The sequence below is a fragment of the Candidatus Baltobacteraceae bacterium genome, from assembly GCA_036559195.1.
In the GTDB taxonomy this organism is placed as follows: domain Bacteria; phylum Vulcanimicrobiota; class Vulcanimicrobiia; order Vulcanimicrobiales; family Vulcanimicrobiaceae; genus JALYTZ01.
In genome coordinates this window covers 48,929-56,636 of record DATBTN010000009.1, presented here as the reverse complement: position 1 = coordinate 56,636, position 7,708 = coordinate 48,929, and the positions used below count along the sequence as shown (strand labels likewise).

The window sequence follows — 7,708 nt, the reverse complement described above, 5'->3', positions numbered from 1 at the left end:
TGTACGTGGTTGCGGGGCCAGGATTTGAACCTGGGACCTTCGGGTTATGAGCCCGACGAGCTACCGGACTGCTCCACCCCGCGTCGCGGTCATGTATATACGGAGAACCCCATACCGTTCTCCTGCTGCTCGTGTAAACTGCGGGAGCCGAGCAAAAGGTTGCGAAGGTGGTTTGCCGATGGCTACGAGCGAGTTCATACGCGCGCTTCCGAAGGTTCAGTTGCATTGCCACCTTGAGGGAACGCTCCAGGCTGCGACGTTTCTCGAATTGGCCGCGCGACATGGGGTGGCGACCACGTACCGGCCCGTCCTTCGACAAGCTCCTGTCCTTCGACAGGCTCAGGATGACAGCGTGTATGCGTTTGGGGATTTTTCGGAGTTTTTGTTGACGTTTGCGGCGGTGAGCCGGGCGCTGAAGGAGCCGGGCGATTATGCGCGGTTGGCGGCGGAGTACGCGCTCGATGCGGCGGCGCAGAACGTCGTGTATGGAGAGATCTTCATCTCGCCGTCGGTTTGGCTGTTCTTTCATCCCGAGCTCGACGTGCGCGCCTGCGTGCGGGAGATTCGCTCGGCGTTCGAAGCACAGCGCGAGCGTAGCGGCATCGAGTTGCGATTGATCGTCGATCTGACGCGCAACTTCGGTCTCGAGAGCGCGATGCGAACCGCAAAACTCGCGATCGGCCTCACCGATTTGGGGGCGATCGGCATCGGACTCGGCGGTGACGAAGCGCGCTTTCCGGCTGGGGATTTTGAAGAGCCGTTCGCGCTCGCGCGCGCGGCCGGGCTGCACTGCGTGGCGCACGCAGGCGAAGCGGCCGGGGCGACGAGCGTTCGCGATGCGATCGAACGTTTGCACGTCGAACGGATCGGGCACGGCGTGCGCGCGCTCGAAGATCGCGACGTCGTCGAGCTGCTGGCGCACCGGCAGATTCCGCTCGAGATTTGCCCGACCTCGAACTTTCTCACCGGCATCGCCTCGCGCGAGCACCCGCATCCGCTGCTCGAACTGGATGCCGCGGGCGTCGTCGTCACGATCGATGCCGACGATCCGGCGCTCTTTCGAACGAGCATCACGCAAGAGTACGAGTACGTCGCGTCGATCGCCGGCGAGACGACGCTCCTGCGCCTGATCGGGAACGCGATCGACGCGTCCTTTGCCGCCGATTCCCTCAAGGCGAGCATGCGCGAGTTGCTGCGGGCGGCGAGCGTGATGGAACCGGGCCGCAGCGCGTCGAACACCAGTACGCATGTCCGGCCATAGTCATTTTGCGGAGTCGACCGAGGAGTATCTCGAGGGCGTCTACCGGCTCGAACGCGAGGGTCCGGGCGTTACGACCTCGGGGCTCGCGTCCGAATTGGGCGTCGCGCCGGCTTCGGTTTCGGGCATGCTCAAGAAGCTTGCAAGCGAGGGCTACCTCGAACAGGTTACACGCGGTGAAGTGCGCCTCACGCGCAAGGGCCTCGAGGTCGCGGTCCGCGTGCTGCGCCGGCACCGGCTCGCCGAACGTCTGCTGACCGACGTGCTCGGGATGTCGTGGGACGAGGTGCACGCCGAGGCTTGCATGCTCGAGCACGCAATCTCCGACAAAGTCGAAGCCCGGCTCGTCGAGATCCTCGGCGATCCGCAAGTGTGCCCGCACGGGCACCCGATTCCGCCGAAAGATTTGAGCGACCCGATTCGGACCGGGCTTCCGCTCGCGCAACTCGACGAAGGTTCGCGCGCCGTCGTGCAAGGCGTGACCGACGAAGTGCCGGAGATTCTGCGCTACCTCGGCGAGATGGGATTGCGTCCCGGCGCCAAAGTCCGGATTCACGGGAAGGCACCGCTCGGAGGCCCGATCACCGTCGAGATCGGAAAAGCCTCGCACGCGATCTCGCTCGAACTCGCGCGCATGGTGATGGTCACCGGGAGCGAGTCCTGAGCCAACGCGCAACCGTCACGCGGGTGCTGATCATCGTCAACGTGCTCGCATTTTTGTACGAGATCGTGAGTTCGGGCGGCGGCGTGTTGAGCGGCAACATTACCAACGGCACGATCGTGCGCGATGGCGCGCTCGTACCGTTTCTCGTCACGCAGGATAACCAGTGGTGGCGTATCGTCACGAGCGGATTCTTGCACGCCAGCATCATTCACATCGGCGTGAACATGATCTCCCTCTACTCGCTCGGGCGATTCATCGAGAGCGCCGTCGGCGGCGCGAAGATGGCCCTCATTTATGCCGTCTCCTTGCTCTGCGCGGGGCTCGGCGCCGTCTATTTCTCGCAGCCGGATATTCCGACGCTCGGCGCCAGCGGCGCGATCTTCGGTCTCTTTGGGGCGCTCTTCGCAATCGGATTCAAACTCGGCAAACCCGGCATGCAGCTGATCAAAGCGAACATTGGATTGCTCGCGATCAATCTGATCATCACGTTCGCGGTGCCGATGATCTCGAAGCAAGAACATCTCGCCGGGCTGATTGCCGGATTCGTGCTGACGCTCGTGCTATTCTGGCCGCCCAAGCCCGTGCGCACGCGCGTCGTCGATGCGCGGACCGGCGCGGAACTCGAATCGCACATCGAAGCATGATCGCCATCGACGACGTCTTCGCACCGGACGGCCCGGTTGCGGGCGCCCTGGGTGGTTTTGAGGCGCGCCCCGGACAAGTGCAGATGGCGCATCTCATCGAGCGCGGGTTTCTCGAAGGGATGCACACGATCGTCGAAGCCGGAACCGGTGTCGGCAAGTCACTCGCCTACCTCATTCCGGCGCTGCGAAGCGGCAAGAAGATCGTCCTTTCGACCGGCACGATCGCGCTGCAGGAGCAGCTGTACACCAAGGATATTCCGCTTGTCGTGCGCGCGCTCGGGCTTCCGGCGCGGGTCACGCTGCTCAAGGGGCGTAGTCATTATCTCTGCCGCCAAAAGCTCGAACGTATGCGGGCGGATCGACTCGTCGCACCGTCGCGCGGAATGCAAGAGCTCTGGGAATGGGGGGCGCGCACCCGAACGGGCGATCGCTCGGAACTGCCCTTCACCCCGAGCGGCGACGATTGGGAGCAACTCGACGCCGACGCCGACGATTGCGTCGGCGAATTTTGCGAACACTTCCGCGAGTGTTACTTCTTCAAGAAGCGCGACGAGGCGAAGTACGCCGATATCGTGGTCGTCAATCACGCGCTGTTCTTTCTCGATCTCGCCATGGGCGGCGGCCTCTTACCGCCGTACGATCACGTCATCCTCGACGAGGCACATCAGTGCGAACGCTGGGCGACCGCCGCCCTAACGGCGACGCTCTCGCGCGCGACCGTCGGGCGCATGCTGCGAAAACTCCATCGAACCTACCACTTGCCCGCGCACTTCGAACGCGACTTCGACGCCGGCGTTCGCGGATTGGAATCGGCGCTCGCGCAAGTGCCCGGCGACCGGTACCCGTTGCGCGCGAACGATCACGCGTTGCCGGCGCTCGCGGATCTGCGCGACACGCTCTTCAAGCTCGAGAACTGGCTCTACGCAAACTGGCATGGAGCGCTAAAGAAAAAACCGCAGAACGATGCCGAGGCCGAGCGCCGCCGCGATCTCTCGATGCGGGCGATCCTCGCGCACGAGGCGACGATCGATCGGGCGCACATGCCCGGCGACGAAGCGATCGCGTGGGCGGAGCGCGCCGAGAACGACGGGCGCTACGAGGTCAACAGCGCGCCGCACGATGTCGCGGAGTTCCTACGCCTGCATCTCTTCGAACGCACGTCGAGCGTGGTTCTCACGAGCGCGACGATTGCCAACGGCCGATCGTTCGAATTTCTGCGGCGATCGCTCGGCGTCGTCGACGCGCAGGAATTGATCGCTCCCTCACCCTTCGACTATCCCGCGCAGGCGCGTTTGTTCGTCGCTCCGCCGCAGCTCAATCCCAAAGCCGTCAATTTCGCGCTACTTGCGGCCCCGTTGATCGAGGAATGTTTGGATCGCAGCCGCGGCCGGGCCTTCGTGCTCTTCACGTCGTACCTGCGACTTCGCGAGGTCTACGCGTTGGTGCGCGAGCGCATCCCCTATCCGATTCGCCTGCAAGGCGAACTGCCGCGCACGCGCCTGCTCGAGTGGTTTCGCGCGACACCGAACGCCGTGCTTTTTGCTACCGGAACGTTCTGGGAAGGCATCGACGTGGTCGGCGATCAGCTCTCGTGCGTCATCATCGATCGTCTGCCGTTTCCGTCGCCGGCCGATCCGCTCGTGCAAGCGCGCGTGGAAGCGCTTGAAGCACGCGGTTATAACGGCTTCGAACACTACATGATTCCCTCGGCGATCGTCCGCCTGAAACAGGGCTTCGGCCGGCTCATTCGCAGCAAGAGCGATCGCGGGTTGGTCGCGCTGCTCGACGGTCGCGCCGCCTCCTCGCGCTACGGCGCCACGATTCTCGACGCGCTGCCCCCGGCCAAACGCGTGACAAACCTCGACGAGCTAACGGAGTTCTTTTGATGGCACGACCGATATCCGCGCTGCTTGCCGGCGCGCTCGTCTGCGCGACGGCGCTACTCGCGACGAACGAACCCGCGCTCGCGTGGGGAACCAAGGGACACACGATGATCAACCGCTTGGCGGCGGCGTCGCTGCCTTCGCGCCTGCCGGCATTCATGCGAACTGCTGCGGCCGCCGACGAACTGGCGTTTCTCGGCCCGGAAGAAGACGCGCTCAAAGGCTCGGGTCGGGCGTGGGATGCGCAGTACGATCCCGGCCATTACCTCGACGTACTCGACGACGGCACTATCGCCGGCGCGCTGAAGCTGGGCGCGCTGCCCGAGACGCGAGAAGCGTACGACACGGCGCTGCGCGCTGCGGGCAGCGATCAATACAAGACGGGCTATCTGCCGTATGCGATTCTCGACGGGTGGGAGCAGTTGCGCATGGACTTCGCGTATTGGCGCGTCGATGCGTACCGCGCGACGCACGATGCGAGCGCCGCACGCCGCCGGCGCGCGGCAAGCGATCGCGCGATCGAAGAGCACCTGATCCTTCGCGACGCCGGTGTGTGGGGCCACTTCGTCGGCGATGCGTCGCAACCGCTCCACGTCACGGTGCATTTCAACGGGTGGGGCGAGTATCCCAATCCGAAGGGCTACTCGACGTCGCGCGACATCCACGCGTTTTTCGAGAGCACGTTCGTGAATCGTTACGCGCAAGAGCGAGCCGTAGCCGGCCTGATGGCAGCTCCCGCCCCACGGCAATCCGCGGCGCTCGCGACACAAGAAGAAGCGCTCGGTGCGATCGAGAGCTACCTGCAGGCCACGAACGCAACCGTCACCCAACTCTATTCGATCGACAAAACCGGCGGCTTCGTTCGCGCCACGCCGCAAGCCGTAACCTTTTGCGACGCGCGTCTCGCCGCCGGCGCCGCCGAACTGCGCGACCTCACCGCCTGGGCCTGGGACGACAGCATCAACGAAAGCGTCGGCTACCCCGCCCAACCCGTCCGCACCATCCTCAACGCCACCCACTAGCCAAAGACGCATCGCCACGCAAACCAAACGCAGATCCTAAGCGTACGTCGCCACGCAAGCAAACGTAGATCATAAGCGTGCATTGTCACGCAAACAAACGCGGAGACGAAGTTCGTTTGTCATCCTGAGCCTGTCGAAGGACGACGCATGTAGCGCACGTGTCCCGACAGGCCCGTCCTTCGACAAGCTCAGGATGACAAGAAACGTGCGCGTTGTCACGCGAACAAACGCCGAGCCGAAGTGTGCGGTTAGCTCTCTTCTTTGCTGGACTCTTGGGTGGCTCGGGTTTGGAGTTCTTTGACTACGGCGGCGTCGGCGAGGGTGGTGGTGTCGCCGAGGGTGCGGCCTTCGGCGACGTCGCGCAGGAGGCGGCGCATGATTTTGCCGCTGCGCGTTTTCGGGAGTTCTTGCGTGAACGTGATGTACTTCGGGCGCGTGAATTTGCCGATTTGTTCGGCGACGTGATCGCGTAATTCATCCGCCAGGGCCGCGCTGCCAGGATCCGCGCCGCGCAACGAAACGAAGGCGTAGATCGCTTGACCCGTGATGTCGTCGAGTTTTCCGCAGACGGCCGCTTCGGCGACCTTCGGGTGATCGACGAGCGCGCTCTCGACCTCCGTCGTCGAGATTCGGTGGCCGCTCACGTTCATGACGTCGTCGATGCGGCCCATGAACCAGTAGTTCCCTTCCGTATCGCGCCGGCAGCCGTCGCCGGCTAAATACATGTGCGGAAACTTCGACCAATACGTCTGCTTGTAACGCTCGTCGTCGCCGTAGATGCCGCGCAGCATGCCCGGCCACGGGCGCGTCACAACCACGTAGCCGCCGCCTCCGAGCGGAACGGATTCGCCCAGATCGTTGACGATATCGGCGGCGATGCCGGGTAACGGCTGCGTCGCGCTTCCCGGCGGCGTCGAGGTGATGCCCGGAAGCGGCGAGATCATGATTCCGCCGGTCTCCGTCTGCCACCACGTGTCGACCACCGGAGCGCGGTTGCCGCCGATGTGTTCGCGGTACCACATCCAGGCCTCCGGATTGATCGGTTCGCCGACCGAGCCCAAGAGACGCAGCGAACGCAAGTCGTGTTTTTGCGGATACGATTCGCCCCATTTCATAAACGTACGAATCGCGGTCGGCGCGGTATAGAGGATCGTGACCTTGTATCGCTCGACGATCGACCAGAGGCGATCCTTGTCGGGGAAATCGGGCGTGCCCTCGTAGATAACGCTGCTCGCGCCGTTGGCGAGCGGACCGTAGACGATATACGAATGCCCCGTCACCCAGCCGATGTCGGCAGCGCACCAATAGACGTCTTGGTCTTCCTTCAAATCGAAGACCAGTTTGTGGGTTGCGGTCACGTGCGTGAGATAGCCGCCGGTCGTGTGTTTGATACCCTTCGGTTTTGCCGTGGTGCCGCTCGTGTAGAGCAGGTAGAGAAGATCTTCGGCGTTCATGCGCTCGGGCTCGCACTCGGTCGGCTGACCTTCCACCACGTCCGCATACCACACGTCGCGGCCGGGTTTCATCTCGATCGGCTCGCCGACGCGCTTTGCAACGATGCAATGCTCGATCGACGGCGTCTGCTCCATCGCGATATCGCAATTGTGTTTGAGCGCAACGTGGTTGCCGCGACGCCAGCCTTGATCGGCCGTAATGAGCGCGACGCACTGCGCGTCGTTGACGCGATCGACGATCGAATCCGGCGAGAATCCGCCGAAAATGACTGAGTGAGCGGCGCCGATGCGCGAACAGGCCAGCATGGCGATCGGCAACTCGGGAATCATCGGCATGTAGATGGCGACCCGGTCGCCCTTTTTAATGCCGAGTTTGCGCAGTCCGTTTGCGAACCGGCAGACTTCATCGAGCAGGGCTCGATACGTGATCGTCCAGCGATCGCCCGGTTCGCCTTCGTAATAATAGGCGACCTTGTCGCCTTTGCCGGCGCGCACGTGACGATCGAGACAGTTCACCGAAACGTTAAGCTCGCCATCCGAAAACCATTTCGCGAACGGTTCGTTCCATTCGAGCGTCTTGGTAAACGGCGTCATCCATTCGAGCTTGCGCGCCCACGAAGCCCAGAATGCGAGGTAGTCGCGTTCGGCTTCTTCGTAAATTTCCGGTCGCGCGTTGGCGTTTTTTGCAAACTCCGCCGGGGGAGGAAAGCGACGGCTCTCTTGGGAGAGCGCTTCGATTGCATCGGCGTTCTTCATTCGGGCGATGTACCGGGGAGTGAGTAT

The 7,708-nt window shown here is 63.3% G+C and carries 6 protein-coding genes and 1 tRNA gene; 5 read left to right on the top strand and 2 right to left on the bottom strand.

Annotation, left to right across the window (positions count from 1 at the left end; genetic code table 11):
• Positions 1–6: 6 nt before the first annotated feature.
• Positions 7–83, bottom strand: a tRNA-Met gene (locus VIG32_01390).
• Here VIG32_01390 and add point away from each other — a divergent pair.
• Genes add through VIG32_01365 form a run of 5 tightly spaced genes read left to right on the top strand, consistent with a single transcriptional unit; the run spans position 47 to position 5,471 of the window.
• Positions 47–1,261 (top strand): adenosine deaminase, encoded by a 1,215-nt coding sequence (add, locus tag VIG32_01385; GenBank protein HEY8296662.1) that lies wholly within the window; start codon positions 47–49, stop codon positions 1,259–1,261. The two genes, VIG32_01390 and add, sit on opposite strands and share 37 nt — an antisense overlap.
• Positions 1,248–1,922, top strand: coding sequence for a metal-dependent transcriptional regulator (locus tag VIG32_01380; GenBank protein HEY8296661.1), 675 nt, complete (start codon positions 1,248–1,250; stop codon positions 1,920–1,922). Before add ends, VIG32_01380 begins: the two co-directional genes overlap by 14 nt.
• Before the next feature lie 23 nt (positions 1,923–1,945).
• Positions 1,946–2,566, top strand: coding sequence for a rhomboid family intramembrane serine protease (locus tag VIG32_01375; GenBank protein HEY8296660.1), 621 nt, complete (start codon positions 1,946–1,948; stop codon positions 2,564–2,566).
• Complete coding sequence (locus VIG32_01370) at positions 2,563–4,452, top strand: ATP-dependent DNA helicase (protein ID HEY8296659.1); 1,890 nt, start codon at positions 2,563–2,565, stop codon at positions 4,450–4,452. Before VIG32_01375 ends, VIG32_01370 begins: the two co-directional genes overlap by 4 nt.
• Positions 4,452–5,471: a hypothetical protein gene (locus VIG32_01365; GenBank protein HEY8296658.1), complete on the top strand. Its 1,020-nt coding sequence runs from the start codon at positions 4,452–4,454 to the stop codon at positions 5,469–5,471. The genes VIG32_01370 and VIG32_01365 overlap by 1 nt, the downstream gene beginning before the upstream one ends.
• Positions 5,472–5,719: 248 nt before the next feature.
• Here VIG32_01365 and acs read toward each other — a convergent pair whose 3' ends face one another.
• Positions 5,720–7,681 carry an acetate--CoA ligase gene (gene acs, locus VIG32_01360; GenBank protein HEY8296657.1) on the bottom strand — a complete coding sequence of 654 codons (1,962 nt, stop codon included), beginning with the start codon at positions 7,679–7,681 and terminating at the stop codon, positions 5,720–5,722.
• Positions 7,682–7,708: the final 27 nt, after the last annotated feature.